The sequence below is a fragment of the Pseudomonas moraviensis subsp. stanleyae genome, assembly GCF_036283065.1.
GTDB lineage: Bacteria > Pseudomonadota > Gammaproteobacteria > Pseudomonadales > Pseudomonadaceae > Aquipseudomonas > Aquipseudomonas stanleyae.
In genome coordinates, this window is sequence record NZ_JAADJI010000003.1 from 418,880 (window position 1) to 437,086 (window position 18,207).

The 18,207-nt window shown below is 59.8% G+C and carries 19 protein-coding genes; 14 read left to right on the top strand and 5 right to left on the bottom strand.

Annotation, left to right across the window (positions count from 1 at the left end; all coding sequences use genetic code 11):
- Window positions 1-78 precede the first annotated feature (78 nt).
- On the bottom strand, window positions 79-213 hold the full coding sequence (locus GXB78_RS07080) for a hypothetical protein (protein ID WP_329514887.1): 135 nt from the start codon (window positions 211-213) through the stop codon (window positions 79-81).
- A gap of 199 nt (window positions 214-412) precedes the next feature.
- Between GXB78_RS07080 and ccoN the strand changes: the two genes are divergently transcribed.
- The 6 genes from ccoN to GXB78_RS07110 all read left to right on the top strand — a co-directional run bounded on the left by ccoN (window position 413) and on the right by GXB78_RS07110 (window position 4,833).
- On the top strand, window positions 413-1,855 hold the full coding sequence (ccoN, locus tag GXB78_RS07085; RefSeq protein ID WP_039763035.1) for a cytochrome-c oxidase, cbb3-type subunit I: 1,443 nt from the start codon (window positions 413-415) through the stop codon (window positions 1,853-1,855).
- On the top strand, window positions 1,855-2,463 hold the full coding sequence (gene ccoO / locus GXB78_RS07090) for a cytochrome-c oxidase, cbb3-type subunit II (RefSeq protein WP_007917161.1): 609 nt from the start codon (window positions 1,855-1,857) through the stop codon (window positions 2,461-2,463). The genes ccoN and ccoO overlap by 1 nt, the downstream gene beginning before the upstream one ends.
- A 5-nt stretch (window positions 2,464-2,468) precedes the next feature.
- The gene (locus GXB78_RS07095; protein WP_016775513.1) at window positions 2,469-2,654 is read left to right on the top strand and encodes a CcoQ/FixQ family Cbb3-type cytochrome c oxidase assembly chaperone; all 186 of its coding nucleotides are present in this window, start codon (window positions 2,469-2,471) and stop codon (window positions 2,652-2,654) included.
- A complete protein-coding gene (gene ccoP / locus GXB78_RS07100; protein ID WP_329514888.1) occupies window positions 2,651-3,634 on the top strand; it encodes a cytochrome-c oxidase, cbb3-type subunit III in 984 nt (327 codons plus the stop codon). Before GXB78_RS07095 ends, ccoP begins: the two co-directional genes overlap by 4 nt.
- A gap of 525 nt (window positions 3,635-4,159) precedes the next feature.
- Complete coding sequence (locus GXB78_RS07105; RefSeq protein ID WP_329514889.1) at window positions 4,160-4,414, top strand: type II toxin-antitoxin system Phd/YefM family antitoxin; 255 nt, start codon at window positions 4,160-4,162, stop codon at window positions 4,412-4,414.
- A complete protein-coding gene (locus GXB78_RS07110; protein ID WP_329514890.1) occupies window positions 4,414-4,833 on the top strand; it encodes a type II toxin-antitoxin system VapC family toxin in 420 nt (139 codons plus the stop codon). Before GXB78_RS07105 ends, GXB78_RS07110 begins: the two co-directional genes overlap by 1 nt.
- Window positions 4,834-4,871: 38 nt before the next feature.
- Here GXB78_RS07110 and GXB78_RS07115 read toward each other — a convergent pair whose 3' ends face one another.
- Window positions 4,872-5,873 (bottom strand): metallophosphoesterase family protein, encoded by a 1,002-nt coding sequence (locus tag GXB78_RS07115; RefSeq protein ID WP_329514891.1) that lies wholly within the window; start codon window positions 5,871-5,873, stop codon window positions 4,872-4,874.
- A gap of 486 nt (window positions 5,874-6,359) precedes the next feature.
- Between GXB78_RS07115 and ccoG the strand changes: the two genes are divergently transcribed.
- The 6 genes from ccoG (at window position 6,360) to hemN (ending at window position 14,107) form a co-directional block, all read left to right on the top strand.
- Window positions 6,360-7,775 (top strand): cytochrome c oxidase accessory protein CcoG, encoded by a 1,416-nt coding sequence (ccoG, locus tag GXB78_RS07120; protein ID WP_253500657.1) that lies wholly within the window; start codon window positions 6,360-6,362, stop codon window positions 7,773-7,775.
- A gap of 13 nt (window positions 7,776-7,788) precedes the next feature.
- Window positions 7,789-8,328 carry a FixH family protein gene (locus tag GXB78_RS07125; protein WP_329514892.1) on the top strand — a complete coding sequence of 180 codons (540 nt, stop codon included), beginning with the start codon at window positions 7,789-7,791 and terminating at the stop codon, window positions 8,326-8,328.
- A 213-nt stretch (window positions 8,329-8,541) separates the two neighbouring features.
- Window positions 8,542-10,992, top strand: a complete 2,451-nt coding sequence (locus tag GXB78_RS07130) for a heavy metal translocating P-type ATPase (RefSeq protein WP_329514893.1) — start codon at window positions 8,542-8,544, stop codon at window positions 10,990-10,992.
- A 23-nt stretch (window positions 10,993-11,015) separates the two neighbouring features.
- Complete coding sequence (ccoS, locus tag GXB78_RS07135; RefSeq protein ID WP_039763029.1) at window positions 11,016-11,228, top strand: cbb3-type cytochrome oxidase assembly protein CcoS; 213 nt, start codon at window positions 11,016-11,018, stop codon at window positions 11,226-11,228.
- Window positions 11,221-11,904: a sulfite exporter TauE/SafE family protein gene (locus GXB78_RS07140; RefSeq protein ID WP_329514894.1), complete on the top strand. Its 684-nt coding sequence runs from the start codon at window positions 11,221-11,223 to the stop codon at window positions 11,902-11,904. The genes ccoS and GXB78_RS07140 overlap by 8 nt, the downstream gene beginning before the upstream one ends.
- Before the next feature lie 820 nt (window positions 11,905-12,724).
- Window positions 12,725-14,107, top strand: coding sequence for an oxygen-independent coproporphyrinogen III oxidase (gene hemN / locus GXB78_RS07145; RefSeq protein WP_329514895.1), 1,383 nt, complete (start codon window positions 12,725-12,727; stop codon window positions 14,105-14,107).
- Here the strand turns inward: hemN and GXB78_RS07150 are convergent.
- On the bottom strand, window positions 14,104-14,586 hold the full coding sequence (locus GXB78_RS07150; protein WP_329514896.1) for a hypothetical protein: 483 nt from the start codon (window positions 14,584-14,586) through the stop codon (window positions 14,104-14,106). The two genes, hemN and GXB78_RS07150, sit on opposite strands and share 4 nt — an antisense overlap.
- A gap of 153 nt (window positions 14,587-14,739) precedes the next feature.
- On the opposite strand from GXB78_RS07150, the gene fnr reads away from it, so the two are divergent.
- Complete coding sequence (gene fnr, locus GXB78_RS07155) at window positions 14,740-15,474, top strand: fumarate/nitrate reduction transcriptional regulator Fnr (RefSeq protein ID WP_329514897.1); 735 nt, start codon at window positions 14,740-14,742, stop codon at window positions 15,472-15,474.
- 75 nt (window positions 15,475-15,549) lie between these two features.
- Window positions 15,550-16,098, top strand: a complete 549-nt coding sequence (locus GXB78_RS07160; protein ID WP_024012326.1) for an adenine phosphoribosyltransferase — start codon at window positions 15,550-15,552, stop codon at window positions 16,096-16,098.
- Window positions 16,099-16,208: 110 nt separating this feature from the next.
- On the opposite strand, the gene GXB78_RS07165 is transcribed toward GXB78_RS07160, so the two are convergent.
- Together GXB78_RS07165 and recR are read right to left on the bottom strand one after the other, a co-directional pair.
- Window positions 16,209-17,357: an acyl-CoA dehydrogenase family protein gene (locus tag GXB78_RS07165; RefSeq protein WP_329514898.1), complete on the bottom strand. Its 1,149-nt coding sequence runs from the start codon at window positions 17,355-17,357 to the stop codon at window positions 16,209-16,211.
- A 192-nt stretch (window positions 17,358-17,549) separates the two neighbouring features.
- On the bottom strand, window positions 17,550-18,152 hold the full coding sequence (gene recR, locus GXB78_RS07170; RefSeq protein WP_243241739.1) for a recombination mediator RecR: 603 nt from the start codon (window positions 18,150-18,152) through the stop codon (window positions 17,550-17,552).
- Window positions 18,153-18,207 lie beyond the last annotated feature (55 nt).

Here is an 18,207-nt window from a genome sequence, read left to right on the forward strand (position 1 = left end):
CACCCCTTCCCACCTCACCTTTCGGTTCGCCTGATTCGGGTCTACGCTTGTTCGAAAGCGGACTGGTGCGTGACTGTTTCAAATCACTCCCGGGCGATGCGTCCGATGAACCGGCTGATGAATTCGCCGCAAGGGCAGGTAGATAACGGCTGTTGCGCCGAATGTCTTTCGTCCCCCGATCATGACGTCGAAAAAGATGTCGTCGATGTCCATCCGAACTCCGCGCTTTTTTCACTCACTGCGACATTTTGACAGGGGTCGTTTTTGACCCTACACGGCGCATGGAAAGGCCGCAGAATCAGCGTTGGAAAGCATTGACCCAGGTCATGGCGCGTTGCAATGACCCCCTGCTCTCTGCATACTTGCGGCCGATTCCAATCCTAATAAAACACCCAAACCGTGGAACCTTAGAATGAGCACAGCAATCAGTCCGACTGCTTATAACTATAAGGTAGTCCGCCAGTTCGCCATCATGACGGTGGTCTGGGGGATCCTTGGCATGGGGCTCGGTGTCTTCATTGCCTCGCAACTGGTCTGGCCGGAATTGAACTTCGGTCTGCCGTGGACGAGCTTTGGACGCCTGCGCCCGTTGCACACAAACCTGGTGATTTTCGCCTTCGGCGGTTGTGCACTGTTTGCCACCTCCTACTATGTCGTGCAGCGAACCTGCCAGACGCGACTGATTTCCGACAGCCTCGCGGCGTTCACCTTCTGGGGCTGGCAAGCGGTCATCGTCGGCGCCATCGTTACCTTGCCGCTGGGTTACACCACCACCAAGGAATACGCCGAGCTGGAATGGCCGATCGCCATTTTGCTGGCCATTGTCTGGGTCACCTACGGTCTGGTGTTCTTCGGCACCATCACCAAGCGCAAAACCAAGCACATCTATGTCGGCAACTGGTTCTACGGCGCGTTTATCGTCGTCACCGCGATGCTGCACATCGTCAACCACATGTCGCTGCCGGTCAGCCTGTTCAAGTCGTATTCGGCCTACTCGGGCGCCACTGACGCAATGATCCAGTGGTGGTACGGCCACAACGCGGTGGGCTTCTTCCTGACCACCGGGTTCCTCGGAATGATGTACTACTTCGTGCCGAAACAGGCCGAACGTCCGATCTATTCCTATCGTCTGTCGATCGTGCACTTCTGGGCACTGATCACCCTGTACATCTGGGCCGGCCCGCACCACCTGCACTACACCGCCCTGCCGGACTGGGCACAATCGCTGGGCATGGCGATGTCGATCATTCTCCTGGCGCCGAGCTGGGGCGGCATGATCAACGGCATGATGACCCTCTCGGGCGCCTGGCATAAATTGCGCACCGACCCGATCCTGCGCTTCCTGGTGGTATCGCTGGCGTTCTACGGCATGTCGACCTTCGAAGGGCCGATGATGGCGATCAAGACCGTCAACTCACTCTCGCACTACACCGACTGGACCATCGGCCACGTCCACGCCGGCGCCCTCGGCTGGGTAGCGATGATCTCGATCGGCGCGATCTATCACATGATCCCGAAACTGTTCGGCCGGGCGCAGATGCACAGCACCGGGCTGATCAACGCGCACTTCTGGCTCGCGACCATCGGCACCGTGCTCTACATCGCTTCGATGTGGGTCAACGGCATCACCCAGGGCCTGATGTGGCGTGCAATCAACGATGACGGCACCCTCACCTACTCGTTCGTCGAAGCGCTGCAGGCCAGCCACCCGGGCTTCATCGTCCGCGCGCTGGGCGGGGCGTTCTTTGCCAGCGGCATGCTGCTGATGGCGTACAACGTGTACCGCACCGTTCGTGCGTCGGATCCGGTTGAAGCCGAAGCCGCCGCCAAGATTGCCGTCGTTGGAGCTCACTGATGAAGCATGAAGCTGTCGAGAAGAATATTGGCCTGCTGGCCTTCTTCATGGTCATCGCCGTCAGCGTCGGTGGCCTGACTCAAATTGTTCCGCTGTTCTTCCAGGACGTCACCAACAAGCCGGTCGAGGGCATGAAGCCACGCTCGGCGCTGGAACTGGAAGGCCGCGACGTGTACATCGCCAACGGTTGTGTCGGCTGCCACTCGCAGATGATCCGCCCGTTCCGCGCTGAAACCGAACGCTATGGCCACTATTCGGTTGCCGGTGAAAGCGTCTGGGACCACCCGTTCCTATGGGGTTCCAAACGTACCGGTCCGGACCTGGCCCGTGTCGGCGGTCGTTACTCCGATGACTGGCAACGTGCGCACTTGTACAACCCGCGCAACGTGGTCCCCGAGTCGAAAATGCCGGCTTATCCGTTCCTCGTGGAAAACAAGCTCGACGGCAAGGAAACCGCGAAAAAAATGGAAGTGTTGCGCACCCTCGGCGTGCCCTATACCGACGAAGACATCGCCGGTGCTCAGGACGCCGTGAAGGGCAAAACTGAAATGGACGCGCTGGTGGCCTATCTGCAAGGCCTGGGCACCATCATCAAAAGCAAACGGTGAATCTGATGGATATCGGGATGATTCGAGGCCTGGGCACCGTTGTCGTGATGGTGGCCTTCATCGGTCTGGCCTTGTGGGTGTTCAGCCCCAAGCGCAAGTCGGAGTTTGACGACGCGACCATGTTGCCTTTTGCCGATGATCCCGAAGCCATCAAGCACGTCGAGCAAGCTTCTAGGAGTAACAAAGAATGACTACATTCTGGAGTCTGTACGTCACAGTCCTCAGTCTCGGTACGATCTTCGCCTTGACCTGGCTGCTGCTGTCGACCCGCAAGGGCCAGCGCAGCGAACAGACGGACGAGACGGTCGGCCACTCCTTCGACGGGATCGAGGAGTACGACAACCCGCTGCCGAAATGGTGGTTCATGCTGTTCGTCGGCACCATCATTTTTGCCTTGGGTTACCTGGTGCTGTATCCGGGTCTGGGCAACTGGAAAGGTCTGCTGCCGGGCTACAACTATCTGGATACCGAGAAACAGACCGCGTTCGCCAATGGCCAGACCGGCTGGACTGGCGTCCACGAGTGGGAAAAGGAAATGGCCCGTTCGGACGCTCGCTTCGGTCCGATCTTCGCCAAGTTCGCGGCGATGCCGATCGAAGAAGTCGCCAAGGACCCGCAGGCACTGAAAATGGGCGGCCGTCTGTTCGCCTCCAACTGCTCGGTGTGCCACGGCTCCGACGCCAAGGGCGCCTATGGCTTCCCCAACCTGACCGATGCCGACTGGCGCTGGGGCGGTGAACCGGAAACCATCAAGACCACCATCATGGGCGGCCGCCACGCGGTGATGCCTGCGTGGGCTGAAGTGATCGGCGAGCAAGGCGTGGCCGACGTCGCGGCCTTCGTGGTGACCAACCTCGACGGGCGCAAACTGCCGGAAGGCACCAAGGCCGACCCGGCCAATGGCGGCAAACTCTTCGCCGCCAACTGCGTGGCCTGCCACGGCCCCGCCGGCAAAGGCACCCCGGCCATGGGCGCGCCAGACCTGACACACCCGGGCGCATTCATCTACGGCTCAAGCTTCGCGCAACTGCAGCAGACCATCCGTTACGGCCGTCAGGGCCAGATGCCGGCGCAGGAACAACTGCAGGGCAATGACAAGGTCCATTTGCTGGCAGCGTATGTTTACAGCCTGTCCCATGGTGAAAAAACACCGGAGGCGCAGGCGGAATAAGTCCAACGCCTGAAGAATAAAAGGCCCCGCCAATGAGAATTGGCGGGGCCTTTTTTATGGTGGCATTCATGATTGGAAACGGTTACTCAATGGACCTGCGCAGAGATGCACGGTAGGTTTTTTTCGCCCCGATAAGCCATATCGGGACCACTTCAAGGATGAAGCTCGAATGTCGAAAGATGACCTGATAAAACGGCAAAATCCGCCTCAACCCAGCTCAACCGATAGGGCAAGGTTCGAACGAACATCTGTCAAACCGTTACTTGAGGTTTCGCAGAAAACCATGAACAGCCCCGGTAACGGTGGCGGGCTGGACGGCCTCGGCGGCGGTAGATTGCTCTGACAAGGGCAGCAAAAACACCGAATTCAAGTCCATATACAGCGCCTCGCGCCTCGGCGCGAAGCGCTCTAACCGGTGCCCTTATGAAAGTGACAAACCGATCGTCCTCGACTCGCCTTTCCGATTGCGGGGAAACCCTCAAAGTAGTAACGTTCCTACATCAGAATTTCTGGAGGCCAAACTTGATGGCCATCACCACCATTTCCAGCCGCGAGTTCAATCAGGACACCAGTGCAGCCAAAAAAGCCACACATCAAGGTCCAGTTATCATTACTGACCGAGGCAGGCCTGCCCACGTATTGCTCAGCATCGAGGAGTACCAAAAACTGACTGGGTGCCAGACCAGCATCGTTGAGCTACTGGCGATGCCGAACGCGGCTGAAATCGAATTCGAACCCGAGCGCGCCGTCATCTCTCCTCGCAGCGTGGACTTTTCCTGATGTTTCTACTGGATACCAATGTAGTTTCCGAACTGCGGAAATCCCAAGCCAACCAGCATGTAGTGACATGGGCAAACAGCATTCCCCCGGCCAGCCTGTATCTATCCGCAATCACTGTACTGGAACTGGAAACCGGGGTTCTACGTATAGAACGTCGTGATCCTTCACAAGGCCAGCTGCTGCGCAACTGGCTGGAACATCGGGTCAAACCGGCGTTCTCTGGAAGGATCCTGCCGGTCGATACCACAGTCGCCACTCGGTGCGCACAATTGCATGTTCCCGACCGCAGCAGTGAATGCGACGCCTTGATCGCCGCCACCGCGCTTGTACACGGGCTTACGCTGGTAACTCGCAACATTGCGGACTTTCAACTCAGCGGCGTCAATCTGGTCAACCCATGGATCGCTGCCAATAACTGATTGATGAATACCCCGCCCTATCAGCGGCGGGGATTTTTTCACGGGCGTTGGGCAAAGATTGAATGCACCGCCGTGGTGTCGATCAACGTTCGATTGCGCCACTGGTTGTTTTCCACCAGATAAACCTGCAGTTGCTTGCGGTCCTCAGTGAAACTGGCAACCAGATAGGTTTGCTGAGAGGTACTGCCGCTCAGGTACATGGGCACGTTACCCTCCTGATAGGCATCGCCCCCGTCTTTATGCAAATGGCCGGCAAAGATCGCCGTCACTTGATATTTGTTGATCATGTCGTGGAAGCGTTTCTGTTGCGCCTGGTTCCCCTTGTGGTTAAACGGTTTGTGCATGTTGATGATAATGGCGTAGCCCGACGCTCGCGCCAGCCTCAGATCGGTCTCGAGCCAGTCCAGGGCGTCGTTGATTTCGAACGTCGTCGGGTTCAATGGATGAGCGATACGGGTGGTGTAGGTCGGCTCGTTATTGAGCTGCACCATATGCACTTCGCCGATATTTTTCGAATAGGCGAGACTGCCCGAATACGTTTTGCTCAGAAAGCTGCCGGTAATCTTCAAATCGAAGTTGTCGACTTTACCTTCATGATGTTCTTTGAACTCGACGATGCTGCCTGCTGCACAGCTGTTACTGAAACAGTCATCGACATTATTTTCATAGTCGTGATTGCCCAGTCCGTACAAGTAGTCGCCGCCGAAATACTTATTCAATGCCGCCTTCATATAAGACCGCTGCCAGCCATGCCCGAAAGCGGTGATATCGCCATTGATCATCAACGGCACCTGCGCTTGCGAGCCGTATTGATTCCTGAATTCGGCAATGCTTGCAAGTTGGCTGTCAACTAGCCATTTCGAGCGTTCCTTGAATTCGGAATCGGATTCGGGTTGGCGACTATCGGTCTTGTCTGTCCACGGATATTGAGTGTCTGAAGCAAAGACCATGTGTTTCGGCATGCCAGCAGCCTGAGCAGTAATAGCCGAAGCTATCAGACAAACACCCATAAAGATGCTCACGAGTTTATTCAACGTCATGTTTTAAATTCCATTTCAATTAATTTTCAATGCGCAAAATGATTTTCGCGAAAACAGAACTTATTCGAATACAGCGAAAACCTCAAAGCTTCCCCGAACAACAATCAAATGAATATGTTTCAGACCGGGCAACTTACAACATACAGCGCTGTAGAAATCTGGTGCTTACTGCTAAATCTGGCACCGCGGCAATAATAACCGACTGCTTATTATTCAACTTGCGAAATCAACAACGGTAGCGTGCACAGTCAATTGAACGATGAAACTAGCCGCCTCGGCAAAACCGGCCATACTCAACAAGTCAATTGATCTGCATCAGGCTTTTCTGCAATCGCTACACCATCTGCATTTTTTACCCAACGCGACCAAAGGTCGCACCCTTGAGCCAGAGCTGCAGGCGTATCATCGCGCTACTGCAACAGCCCTTTTTGACCTTGGTCGGCACGTATCGACCGAGGCATTTTTCCACTGCCGTGGGATGCAATGATGAGCAATCAGATTCCGGTACACGACGTCACGCCGCCGAGCAAGAACGCTAACAACAGCGTCGACCTTTATGCCTCACGAGAAAAAATCTACACCCGTGCCTTCACCGGCCTGTTCCGCAATTTGCGGATGCTCGGCGGTGCGGCGTTGTTTCTGCTGTATTTCGGCACGGTGTGGCTGAACTGGGGCGGTCACCAGGCGGTGTGGTGGAACCTGCCGGAACGCAAGTTCTTCATCTTCGGCGCGACCTTCTGGCCGCAGGATTTCATTCTGCTTTCGGGCCTGTTGATCATTGCTGCATTCGGCCTGTTTTTCATCACCGTCTACGCCGGGCGTGTCTGGTGCGGTTATACCTGCCCGCAGAGCGTGTGGACGTGGATTTTCATGTGGTGCGAAAAGGTCACCGAAGGCGACCGCAACCAGCGCATCAAACTCGACAAGGCGCCGATGAGCGCCAACAAATTCCTGCGCAAACTGGCCAAGCACTCGCTTTGGCTGCTGATCGGGTTTGTCACCGGCATGACCTTCGTCGGCTACTTCTCGCCAATTCGCGAACTGGTCATCGAGTTCTTCACCGGCCAGGCCGATGGCTGGTCGTATTTCTGGGTCGGTTTTTTCACCCTCGCCACGTATGGCAATGCCGGTTGGTTGCGTGAGCAAGTGTGTATTTACATGTGCCCGTATGCCCGGTTCCAGAGCGTGATGTTCGACAAGGACACGCTGATCGTTTCCTACGACCCGCGCCGGGGCGAAAGCCGTGGGCCGCGCAAGAAAGGCATCGACTACAAGGCCCTTGGCCTCGGCGATTGCATCGACTGCACGATGTGCGTGCAGGTCTGCCCGACCGGCATCGACATTCGCGATGGCCTGCAGATCGAGTGCATCGGCTGCGCTGCATGCATCGACGCCTGCGACAGCATCATGGACAAGATGGATTACCCGCGCGGGCTGATCAGCTACACCACCGAACACAACCTGTCGGGGCAGAAAACCCATAAACTGCGGCCACGCCTGATCGGTTACGCCGTGGTGCTGCTGGCGATGATCAGCCTGTTGGTCGGCGCGTTCTTCATGCGTTCGCTGGTCGGTTTCGACGTCAGCAAGGATCGCGTGCTGTACCGCGAAAACGCCGAAGGTCGAATCGAAAACGTCTACAGCCTGAAGATCATGAACAAGGATCAGCGCGACCACACTTACCTGCTGCAAGCCGAGGGCCTGCCGGACCTGCGCCTGCAAGGCAAGCGCGAGATCAAGGTTGCTGCCGGGGATATCGTCAGCATGCCGGTCGAGTTGTCGAGCGCACCGGAACAACTGCCATCGAGCACCAACGAGGTGAAATTCATCCTCAAGGACGCCGATGACGACAGCGTCCACGTTGAAGCCAAGAGCCGATTCATCGGCCCACAAATCCGTTGAGAGAATTTTGAACATGCCCGCTGCAAACGCCGCAAGTCCCTGGTACAAGCACCTCTGGCCGTGGATCATCATCGCCATCCTCGCCTGCTCGGTGGCCTTGACCCTGTCCATGGTGACCATCGCGGTGAACAATCCGGACAATCTGGTCAACGACAACTATTACGAAGCGGGCAAAGGCATCAACCGTTCACTGGACCGTGAACTGCTGGCGCAAACCCTGAAACTGCGTGCGGCGGTACATCTGGATGAGGTGACCGGTGAAGTCGATTTGCACCTGAGCGGTGACAGCCAGCCGCAAACCCTGGAACTGAACCTGATCTCGCCGACCCAGCCGGAGAAGGATCGCAAGATCGTGCTGACCCGCAGTGACAGCGAGAGCGGGCGCTACATTGGCCAGTTGAGCGACAAGGTTGAAGGTCGGCGGTTTGTCGAGCTGCTTGGCAGCCAGGACGAGCACGTGTGGCGCATGTTCGAAGAAGAACTGGTCAGCCATGACAAGGAACTGCTGCTGGGTGATGAGCCATTGCAGGGTGCGGAAGACCTGAAGAAGTGAATCAAAATCAAGAGCCCCTCACCCTAGCCCTCTCCCGGAGGGAGAGGGGACTGATCTCGGTTGCTTGGAAGCGGGGCGTATGACAGTGACAATGTCGGCGACTGAAGCCGCTCTTCAGCCTCACACCGATCGGCTCCCTCTCCCTCCGGGAGAGGGCTGGGGTGAGGGCAAGCGGATACACCCAATGCAAGGGCTCACACCCTCAACGATGCCATGACCACCCCACTTGCCTGCTACCACTGCGCCCTGCCCGTCCCGTCCGGCAGCCGCTTCACCGCCGTCGTCCTCGGGCAGGCCCGCGAGTTCTGCTGCCCGGGCTGTCAGGCGGTGGCCGAAGCCATCGTCGCCGGTGGTCTGGAAAGCTATTACCAGCATCGCAGCGAAGCCTCCGCCAACCCCGAAGCGCTGCCGGTGCAACTGAGAGATGAACTGGCGCTGTACGACCGCGCCGACGTGCAACAACCCTTCGTCCGCCACGAAGGCGATCTGGCCGAAACCACCTTGTTGATGGAAGGCATCAGTTGCGCCGCCTGTGGCTGGCTGATCGAGAAACACCTGCGCACCCTGCCTGCCGTCGCCGAGGCGCGGCTGAACCTGTCCAACCATCGTCTGCACGTACGCTGGGCCGACGCGCAACTGCCGCTGAGCCAGATCCTCGCCGAGCTGCGCCACATCGGTTACGCCGCCCACCCCTATCAAGCCGACCGCGCCAGCGAACAATTGGCCAGCGACAATCGCCTGGCCCTGCGCCAACTTGGCGTCGCCGGGTTGCTGTGGTTTCAGGCGATGATGGCGACCATGGCGACCTGGCCGGAATTCAATATTGACCTCAGTCCCGAGCTGCACACGATCCTGCGCTGGGTCGCGCTGTTTCTGACCACGCCGATCGTGTTCTACAGCTGCGCGCCGTTCTTCAAAGGGGCGATGCGCGATTTGCGTACCCGCCACCTGACCATGGACGTCTCGGTGTCGCTGGCGATCGGCAGCGCCTACATCGCCGGGATCTGGACGTCGATCACCGGTGTGGGCGAGCTGTACTTCGATGCGGTTGGGATGTTCGCGCTGTTTCTGCTCGCCGGACGTTATCTGGAACGCCGCGCCCGCGAACGCACCGCCGCTGCCACTGCGCAACTGGTCAACCTGTTGCCGGCCTCGTGTCTGCGCCTCGATGCGAATGGTCAGAGCGAGCGCATCCTGCTCAGCGAGCTGCGTCTCGGCGAGCGGATTCTGGTGCCGCCCGGTTCGATTCTGCCGGCTGACGGCAAGATCATCGACGGTCAGTCGAGCATCGACGAATCGCTGCTGACCGGCGAATACCTGCCGCAGCCGCGCACGCTGGGTGATGCGGTCACCGCCGGTACGCTCAACGTCGAAGGCGCGTTGACCGTGCAAGTGCAGGCGCTGGGACAGGACACACGTCTCTCGGCGATCGTGCGCTTGCTCGATCGCGCGCAGGCAGAAAAACCACGCTTGGCAGAAATCGCCGACCGCGCCGCGCAATGGTTTTTGCTGCTGTCGCTGATCGCCGCGGCAGTGATCGGCCTGCTGTGGTGGCAACTGGATTCCTCACGGGCGTTCTGGATTGTCCTCGCCATGCTGGTGGCAACCTGCCCGTGCGCACTGTCGCTGGCGACACCGACTGCACTCACCGCTGCCACCGGCACGCTGCACAAACTCGGGCTGTTGCTGACCCGCGGCCACGTGCTGGAAGGCTTGAATCAGATCGACACGGTAATCTTCGACAAAACCGGCACGCTCACTGAAGGTCGTCTGGTACTACGCTCGATTCGGCCGCTCGGCGCGCTCGACAGCGAACAATGCCTGGGCCTCGCCGCCGCGCTGGAAAACCGTTCCGAACATCCGATTGCCCGCGCTTTCGGCCGCGCGCCATTGGCTGCTGAAGAAGTGCACAGCACTCCGGGCCTGGGCCTTGAGGGTGTGGTCGGTGAGCAACGTTTGCGTATCGGCCAGGCGCAGTTCGCCTGTGCGCTCAGCGGCGCGGCGCTGCCGGCGATGCCCGATGAAGCCGGACAATGGCTGCTGCTCGCCGACAGCCACGGGCCGCTGGCGTGGCTGGGCCTCGATGATCGCCTGCGTGATGACGCCCATGCCCTGCTCGCGGCCTGCAAAGCGCGGGGCTGGCGCACCTTGCTGTTGTCCGGCGACAGTTCGCCGATGGTCGCCAGTGTCGCCGCCGAACTGGGCATCGACGAGGCCCGTGGCGGCTTGCGCCCCGATGACAAACTGCATGTGCTGCAACAACTGCACAAGGAAGGGCGCAAGGTGCTGATGCTCGGCGACGGCGTCAACGACGTGCCGGTGCTGGCGGCGGCCGACATCAGCGTGGCGATGGGCTCGGCTACCGATCTGGCGAAAACCAGCGCCGATGCGGTGCTGCTGTCCAACCGTCTCGATGCTCTGGTGCAAGCTTTCACGCTGGCGCGACGTACGCGCCGGGTAATCATCGAAAACCTGCTATGGGCGGCGCTGTACAATGGCCTCATGTTGCCGTTCGCCGCCCTCGGCTGGATCACTCCGGTATGGGCTGCGGTCGGCATGTCGATCAGTTCGCTGACCGTGGTGCTCAACGCCCTGCGCCTGACTCGCCTGCCGAGCGCGCCGGCCGCCAGCAGCCCGACCCACACCCGCCCGCTGCCGGCCTGAGCCGCGCGGGCCTGGAGTTACCGATGCCAGCTCTCTATGTGATGATTCCCGCTGCCTTGCTGATCGTCGCCATCGCCGTGTACATCTTCTTCTGGGCGGTGGACAGCGGCCAGTACGACGACCTCGACGGCCCGGCGCACAGCATCCTCTTTGACGATCAGGACCCCAACCACACCGCCGCGGTGGACGAAGCCAACGCCGGCAAACCGGACGACAAGGCGCCACCCCATGCTTGAACTGGCGCCCCTGCTGGTCTCGGCGCTGATCCTCGGCCTGCTCGGCGGCGGCCATTGTCTGGGCATGTGCGGCGGCCTGATGGGCGCGCTGACCCTGGCGATTCCCAAGGAACAGCGCAGCCGGCGCTTTCGCCTGTTGCTGGCGTACAACCTCGGGCGGATTCTCAGTTACGCCACGGCAGGATTGCTCATCGGCCTGGCCGGCTGGGCCGTCGCCAACAGCCCGGCGGCACTGTTCCTGCGCGTGCTGGCCGGGTTGCTGCTGATCGCCATGGGTTTGTACCTGGCCGGTTGGTGGAGCGGGCTGACCCGTATCGAAGCGCTTGGGCGGAGTTTGTGGCGCTTCATCCAACCGGTGGCGAATCGCTTGCTGCCGGTGTCGAGTCTGCCTCGCGCGTTACTGCTCGGTGCGCTGTGGGGCTGGCTGCCGTGCGGGCTGGTTTACAGCACGCTGCTGTGGAGCGCGAGTCAGGGCAATGCGCTGGACAGTGCCTTACTGATGCTTGCGTTTGGCCTCGGCACCTGGCCGGTGCTGCTCGCCACCGGGCTGGCGGCTGAGAGAGTTACCGCGATCCTGCGCAAACGCAGCGTGCGCATGGCCGGTGGCTTGCTGGTGATACTGTTCGGGATCTGGACCCTTCCCGGTCCCCATCAACATTGGCTTATGGGCCATTAAACCGGCGGCGCGGCCTTCGCGAGCAAGCTCGCTCCCACATAAATAATCTGCCGCCAAACAAACCTGAAACGCCGCGTTGTTCAACAGGAGGAGCGTTAGCTCGGCTATAGCGCATGAAACATCAAAAGCCCCTCACCCTAGCCCTCTCCCGGAGGGAGAGGGGACCGACCGAGGTGTTTGGGCAAGTTACGCCGACTTGAAATACCGAGCCGAATGCAAGTATGCAGGAGATCAAAAGCCCCTCACCCTAGCCCTCTCCCGGAGGGAGAGGGGACTGACCGAGGTGTTTGGGCGGGATACGCCGACCTGAGATACCCATTTTGAATGCAGGTTTTGAACACCACCAAGATCGGCCCCCTCTCCCTCGGGAGAGGGCTGGGGTGAGGGGCGAATCCACCGAAAATCTCAAGCCATGCGACGCTTCTAACCACTCAACAATGAGCGTTAGCTCGAGTGCTCTTGATCTTGATCCACGGGCGACTTCGGAAGGCTGAGTGGAGGGATTGATCCGGGCGTGGGAGCGCAGCGACCGTACGACGCAGTCGTACACAGCGGGAGGAGGTGCAGCGGAGCAAACCGGAGACGCTGCGCCCGGATCGATCCCGCAGCGAAGGAACCCGAGCCTGCGAGGGCCGAACGCAGGAGCAAGCCTTTTCGGTTACCTTTTCGGCGTTTGGAAAAGGTGACTCGCCGTAAGGGCGAAACCGCCAGCCGCAACACCGCAAACACTGGATATGCCCCCCTTGATGCAAATCAACATGCCACACCAGGCACCCCGATAGACTCGCCACACTGCCAGCCTATCCGGGGGAATGCCCGCATGCTCGACGCCATTCGTTGGGACACCGATTTGATCCGCCGCTACGACTTGGCGGGGCCGCGCTACACCTCGTACCCGACCGCCGTGCAATTTCACGGTCAGGTGGGCACTTTCGACCTGTTCCACGCCCTGCGCGACAGCCGTAAGGCGCAGCGGCCGTTGTCGCTATACGTGCATGTGCCGTTCTGCGCGAACATTTGCTACTACTGCGCCTGCAACAAGGTCATCACCAAGGACCGCGGCCGCGCGCAGCCGTATCTGCAACGGCTCGAGCAGGAAATCCAGTTGATCGCCTGCCACCTCGACCCGACGCAAAAAGTCGAGCAACTGCATTTCGGTGGCGGCACGCCGACCTTTCTCAGCCACGACGAACTGCGCCAGCTGATGGCGCACCTGCGCAAGCATTTCAATCTGCTCGATGACGACTCCGGTGATTACGGCATCGAAATCGACCCGCGCGAGGCCGACTGGTCGACCATGGGCCTGCTGCGCGAATTGGGTTTCAACCGGGTCAGCATCGGTCTGCAGGATCTTGACCCAGCGGTGCAGCGCGCGGTCAATCGCCTGCAAAGTCTGGAAGAAACCCGCGCGGTGATCGATGCGGCGCGAACCCTGCAATTTCGCTCGATCAACATCGATCTGATCTACGGCCTGCCGAAGCAGACGCCGGAAAACTTCGCCCGTACTGTCGACGAAGTGATCAGCCTGCAACCGGATCGCCTCTCGGTGTTCAACTATGCGCACCTGCCGGAGCGCTTCATGCCGCAACGGCGGATCAACAGCAGCGACTTGCCGAGCCCGGCGCACAAGCTGGAAATGCTCCAGCGCACCATCGAGCAACTGACCGCTGCCGGTTACCGCTACATCGGGATGGACCACTTCGCCCTGCCCGATGACGAGTTGGCGATCGCTCAGGAAGAACACACCCTGCAACGCAATTTCCAGGGCTACACCACCCACGGTCACTGCGACCTGATTGGTCTGGGCGTGTCGGCGATCAGCCAGATTGGCGATCTGTACTGCCAGAACAGCAGCGACCTCACTGCCTATCAGAACAGCCTCGCCAGCGCGCAACTGGCGACCAGTCGCGGCCTGATATGCAACGCCGACGACCGCTTGCGGCGCGCAGTGATTCAGCAGCTGATCTGCAATTTCAAACTCGAGTTCGCCGAGATCGAACAGCAGTTCAACGTCGACTTCCAAGGCTATTTCGGCGCGCTGTGGCCGCAGTTGCAAGGCATGGCCGAGGATGGCCTGCTCAGGCTCGAGCGCGAGCGCATCGAGGTGTTGCCGGCGGGCCGATTGCTGGTGCGCTCGGTGTGCATGGTCTTCGATGCGTACCTCGAGCAGCAGAACCGCCAGCGTTTCTCGCGAGTGATTTAAGGCTTGGTCAGCAACGAGCCGACCTTGAGGTTCTGATCAGGATTGAGCGCCGACTGGTTCATCACTTTCGACAGGGACAGGTTGGCGGTGATCAGGCCACTATTGAGGGCGGCGATGGCCCCGCGCAGTGCGGCGAGCTTGTTGATCTTTTCCTCGTTGGAGAGGGTTCTGTCTGACATGACCGCCGCCATGCGCGCTTTCTTCTCGATGATTTCTTTCTGGATTTTGCGGATCATCTTCAGCAACTGCTGGATGTTCTCCGGCAAGCCACTGTTGTCGATATCGCTGTTCTCGCCGCCGACAGCAGCGGATTTGGCGATGGCGGCGCCGGACAGCGACACTTTGACGCCCTCGACCAAGGTCGGGGTTGCCGTACGCGACAAGTCTTCATCGCGATCGATTGCAGCGTCGGTGTTGGTCATCTCCGGCGAAGCGGCAACGCCGCTGCTACCGGGGCCTAACGTGCCAATGGCGGTCATCGGGGCCTTCCCTGGATGATGCAGATAGTTGTTTATCGGCCGCAGGTGCTGCGGCTTTATGTCTGTGGGACAACGCCGCCGTGTGCTGGCCTGAATGTCCTTGGGTGGGTTACCCTTACGGCTTATGTGTGTTTTCCCACAAGGATTGAAGAAATGTCCGAGCCAGTCAAACTGCGCGCTCACACCCAGGCCCACTGCAAGGATTGCAGCTTGGCCCCGCTCTGCCTGCCACTTTCGCTGAATCTGGAAGACATGGATGCGCTGGACGAAATCGTTAAACGCGGCCGCCCGTTGAAGAAAGGCGAGTTTCTGTTTCGCCAGGGCGACACCTTCGATTCCGTTTATGCGGTCCGCTCCGGTGCACTGAAGACTTTCAGCCTGAGCGATGCCGGCGAAGAGCAACTGACTGGCTTCCACCTGCCGAGCGAACTGGTTGGCCTGTCGGGCATGGACACCGAGAAACACCCGGTGACAGCCCAGGCGCTGGAAACCACTTCTGTTTGCGAAATCCCCTTCGAACGCCTCGACGAACTGGCCCTGCAATTGCCGCAACTGCGCCGCCAGTTGATGCGGGTGATGAGCCGCGAGATCCGCGACGATCAGCAAATGATGTTGCTGCTGTCGAAGAAGACCGCTGACGAGCGCATCGCCACTTTTCTGGTCAACCTGTCGGCACGCTTCCGCGCTCGCGGCTTCTCGGCCAACCAGTTCCGCCTGAGCATGTCGCGCAATGAAATCGGCAATTACCTGGGCCTGGCGGTGGAAACCGTGTCGCGGGTGTTCACGCGCTTCCAGCAGAACGAGCTGATTGCCGCCGAGGGCAAGGAGATCCACATCCTCGACCCGATCCAGCTGTGCGCGCTGGCCGGCGGTTCGATCGAAGGCTGATCACGACCCGCGGTTGAGCGAATCGTTTCAGCCGCGGGTATACTGCGCCGTTTGCAGCCCTGCCAGGACACCCCGATGGTCTTCGACTCCTTCGACATCAAATCCCTGATCCGCCCCGTGATCGACTTTCCCAAGCCGGGCGTGATCTTTCGCGACATCACCCCGCTGTTCCAGTCGCCGACGGCCCTGCGCCTGGTGATGGACAGCTTCGCCCATCGCTACGTCGAAGCCGACTTCACCCACATCGGCGCAATGGACGCCCGTGGTTTTCTAATCGGTTCGGTACTGGCCTATCAATTGAACAAGCCGCTGGTGCTGTTTCGCAAGCAAGGCAAACTGCCGGCGGACGTGCTGGCCGAAGGTTATGCGACCGAATACGGCGAAGCGTTTCTGGAAGTGCACGCCGACAGCCTGTGTGAAGGCGATTCGGTGGTGATGTTCGATGACCTGATCGCTACTGGCGGCACGCTGATCGCCGCGGCCAACCTGATTCGCCGCATGGGCGCGCGGGTGCATGAAGCGGCGGCGATCATTGACCTGCCAGAGCTGCAGGGTTCGCAGCGTCTGCAGGACATGGGCATCCCGACTTTCTGCCTGACGCAGTTTGCTTTGACCGATAAATAAGCAGCGTCTGACAGGCCGCTTTCGCGAGCAGGCTCGCTCCCACAGGGGAATGCATTTCAACTGTGGGAGCGAGCCTGCTCGCGAAGGGGCCGGCAGCTACACCGCAAGACTTAAAGCCCCATCTGCTTGCTGATGATTTCATTCATCACCTCCCGCGTCCCGCCACCAATCGACAGAATGCGGTTATCCCGATACAGCCGCTCCACCAGGCTTTCACGCATGTAACCGAGCCCGCCAAGAATCTGCACGGCCTCAGTGGTAATGCGGTCCGAGGTGTCGGTGGCGAAGTTCTTCGCCATGGAAATCTCCTTGATCACAGTCTGCCCCGCCGCCATTTTTGCCGCTTGCCGGTAAGTGAACTCCCGCGACACTTCCAGCGCCGTGGCCATTTCGGCGAGGCGATGTTTGATCACTTGAAATTTGCCGATCGGCTTACCGAACGCCTCACGCTCGCGCGCCCACTTCAGACTCTCCTCCAGCGCCAATTGCGCGGTCATGTTGGCCATCAGCGCCAGTGCGAGCCGTTCGCTCTGGAAATTGCCCATGATGCAGGCGAAGCCCATGTTCTCTGCGCCGATCAAGTTTCCTACAGGCACGCGGCAGTCGTCGAAGAACAATTCAGCGGTGTCCGACGCCCACCAGCCCATTTTCTTCAGCTGCCGGCCGACGCTGAAACCTGGCGTGCCCTTCTCGATCAGCAACAGGCTGATGCCGCCGAACCCCGGCGCACCGGTGCGCACCGCGACGGTGTAGAAATCCGCGCGCACGCCGCTGGTGATAAAGGTTTTGCTGCCGCTGACCCGATAGCAATCACCGTCACGCACAGCACGGGTTTGCAGGTTGGCGACGTCGGAACCGGCGCCGGGCTCGGTCACGGCCAAGGCGCTGATCTTCTCGCCGCTGAGCACCTGTGGCACAACTCGCTCACGGACTTCCGGGCGTGCCCATTTGACGATCGGCGGCAGACCGATATCCAGCGAGCCCAGCCCCGCTACCAGGCCGCCAGAGCCACAGCGCATCAGCTCTTCACTCGCAGCAACCTTGGCAAACAGATCGCCTTCATGGCTACCGCCGAGCGCTTCGGGATAGCCAATACCGAGAATGCCCGCCGCACCGGCCTTGAGGTAAAGCTCGCGGGGAAAGCTTTCGGCTTCTTCCCACTCATCGATGTCCGGCAGGATCGCGCGTTCGACGAAACGTCTGACGCTGTCGCGGACCAATTGGTGGCTGGGGTCGAAGTATTCCTGAAAGGCAGGCATGGGCGAGCTCCACGGAAGGGTTCGCCGACGTTAACCGAGCGCTTGCTTGGTTATCAATGAAATTGTGCGAATCAGATGGGCCGCGGCGCGCCATTCGCGAGCAGGCTCGCTCCCACAGGGGATTTGTGAACGACACAAAACCAATGTGGGAGCGAGCCTGCTCGCGAAGGCGTCAGTTCAGACGCCGCAAATTCAGAGGGAAATCGGTTTACGCCCGGCAAACGAATGCGCCAGCGTGCCGCCGTCGACCAGCTCCAGTTCACCGCCCAGCGGTACGCCGTGGGCAATCCGCGAGGCGACCAGGCCTTTGTGGTTGAGCAACTGCGCGATGTAATGCGCCGTCGCCTCGCCTTCCACTGTCGGGTTGGTAGCGAGAATGACTTCGGTAAACGTCCCCGCCTCTTCAATCCGCGCCATCAGTTGCGGAATGCCGATCGCTTCCGGCCCCAGGCCATCCAGCGGCGACAAGTGCCCCTTGAGAACGAAATAGCGACCACGGAATCCGGTCTGCTCCACCGCATAGACATCCATCGGCCCTTCGACCACGCAGAGCAGTGTGTCATCACGGCGCGGGTCGGCGCATTGCGGGCACAGATCATCTTCGGTCAGCGTGCGGCATTGGCGGCAATGGCCGACGCCTTCCATCGCCTGGCTCAAGGCCTGGGCCAGACGCGTACCGCCGCTGCGATCACGTTCGAGCAACTGCAACGCCATGCGCTGAGCGGTTTTCTGACCCACGCCTGGCAAGGTGCGCAGAGCGTCGATCAGTTGGCGAATCAAAGGGCTGAAGCTCATGGGTAAACAGTCCGACTAAACAACGAGACGCGGTTTATACCCGCGCCTCTGGCCA

Coding starts and splice junctions, on each gene's coding strand:
- GXB78_RS07080 (WP_329514887.1), bottom strand. CDS start 213: ATGGACATCGACGACATCTTTTTCGACGTCATGATCGGGGGACGAAAG.
- ccoN (WP_039763035.1), top strand. CDS start 413: ATGAGCACAGCAATCAGTCCGACTGCTTATAACTATAAGGTAGTCCGC.
- ccoO (WP_007917161.1), top strand. CDS start 1,855: ATGAAGCATGAAGCTGTCGAGAAGAATATTGGCCTGCTGGCCTTCTTC.
- GXB78_RS07095 (WP_016775513.1), top strand. CDS start 2,469: ATGGATATCGGGATGATTCGAGGCCTGGGCACCGTTGTCGTGATGGTG.
- ccoP (WP_329514888.1), top strand. CDS start 2,651: ATGACTACATTCTGGAGTCTGTACGTCACAGTCCTCAGTCTCGGTACG.
- GXB78_RS07105 (WP_329514889.1), top strand. CDS start 4,160: ATGGCCATCACCACCATTTCCAGCCGCGAGTTCAATCAGGACACCAGT.
- GXB78_RS07110 (WP_329514890.1), top strand. CDS start 4,414: ATGTTTCTACTGGATACCAATGTAGTTTCCGAACTGCGGAAATCCCAA.
- GXB78_RS07115 (WP_329514891.1), bottom strand. CDS start 5,873: ATGACGTTGAATAAACTCGTGAGCATCTTTATGGGTGTTTGTCTGATA.
- ccoG (WP_253500657.1), top strand. CDS start 6,360: ATGAGCAATCAGATTCCGGTACACGACGTCACGCCGCCGAGCAAGAAC.
- GXB78_RS07125 (WP_329514892.1), top strand. CDS start 7,789: ATGCCCGCTGCAAACGCCGCAAGTCCCTGGTACAAGCACCTCTGGCCG.
- GXB78_RS07130 (WP_329514893.1), top strand. CDS start 8,542: ATGACCACCCCACTTGCCTGCTACCACTGCGCCCTGCCCGTCCCGTCC.
- ccoS (WP_039763029.1), top strand. CDS start 11,016: ATGCCAGCTCTCTATGTGATGATTCCCGCTGCCTTGCTGATCGTCGCC.
- GXB78_RS07140 (WP_329514894.1), top strand. CDS start 11,221: ATGCTTGAACTGGCGCCCCTGCTGGTCTCGGCGCTGATCCTCGGCCTG.
- hemN (WP_329514895.1), top strand. CDS start 12,725: ATGCTCGACGCCATTCGTTGGGACACCGATTTGATCCGCCGCTACGAC.
- GXB78_RS07150 (WP_329514896.1), bottom strand. CDS start 14,586: ATGACCGCCATTGGCACGTTAGGCCCCGGTAGCAGCGGCGTTGCCGCT.
- fnr (WP_329514897.1), top strand. CDS start 14,740: ATGTCCGAGCCAGTCAAACTGCGCGCTCACACCCAGGCCCACTGCAAG.
- GXB78_RS07160 (WP_024012326.1), top strand. CDS start 15,550: ATGGTCTTCGACTCCTTCGACATCAAATCCCTGATCCGCCCCGTGATC.
- GXB78_RS07165 (WP_329514898.1), bottom strand. CDS start 17,357: ATGCCTGCCTTTCAGGAATACTTCGACCCCAGCCACCAATTGGTCCGC.
- recR (WP_243241739.1), bottom strand. CDS start 18,152: ATGAGCTTCAGCCCTTTGATTCGCCAACTGATCGACGCTCTGCGCACC.